Consider the following 549-nt stretch of genomic DNA (forward strand, 5'->3'; position numbering starts at 1 on the left):
CTCCTCGATCGCCCAGAAACCGTAGCCGAGCAGCGACCACAGGCCGGCGTGACGCAGGAAGCGCATCCAGCTCTCTTCGCGCGTGCGCGGCTTGCCGCCGATGAAACGGGTGACGACGGGATCGGTCCACATCGCGGCATAGGCCTCGAAATCGCCAAGCTGGTGTGCCCGCAGGATGGTTCGCTTCGTCCCGATGACAGGAGCACTGGTCGCTGGTGAATTGTTCATGGGATCTGCCCTCGCACGGATTGTCAGCGCTTAGCAAATCGCCGGTCTGGTGCAAGAGCCAGGGCAATGCGGCCCATCATCCAGGCTCCACTATGGGAATCTTGCGCGACGGTGTTATTTTCGCGACAGGCTGATTCACACTAGCAGCGTGATCCTTTTTCAGGCGCGGGGCGGCGCCGTCAGACCCAAGGGAAAAAAGCATGGACGCCACCGATCTTGTGCTTGCGATCTTCCATCATGTGCTGGTGTTTTCACTGGCAGGGATCATCGGCGCCGAATTCGTGCTGATCCGCGGCGATCTGGCCGCTGCCACGCTCAAGC

At 61.0% G+C, this 549-nt stretch carries 1 protein-coding gene; it reads right to left on the bottom strand.

Annotated features, from left to right (window positions below):
• Window positions 1–228 (bottom strand): GNAT family N-acetyltransferase (locus tag EN935_RS39545; protein WP_164771907.1); only part of this gene is annotated, 228 nt, incomplete at its 3' end.
• Window positions 229–549 lie beyond the last annotated feature (321 nt).

Origin of the sequence: Mesorhizobium sp. M7D.F.Ca.US.004.03.1.1 (genome assembly GCF_003998635.1) — a bacterium.
In the GTDB taxonomy this organism is placed as follows: Bacteria; Pseudomonadota; Alphaproteobacteria; order Rhizobiales; family Rhizobiaceae; genus Mesorhizobium; species Mesorhizobium loti.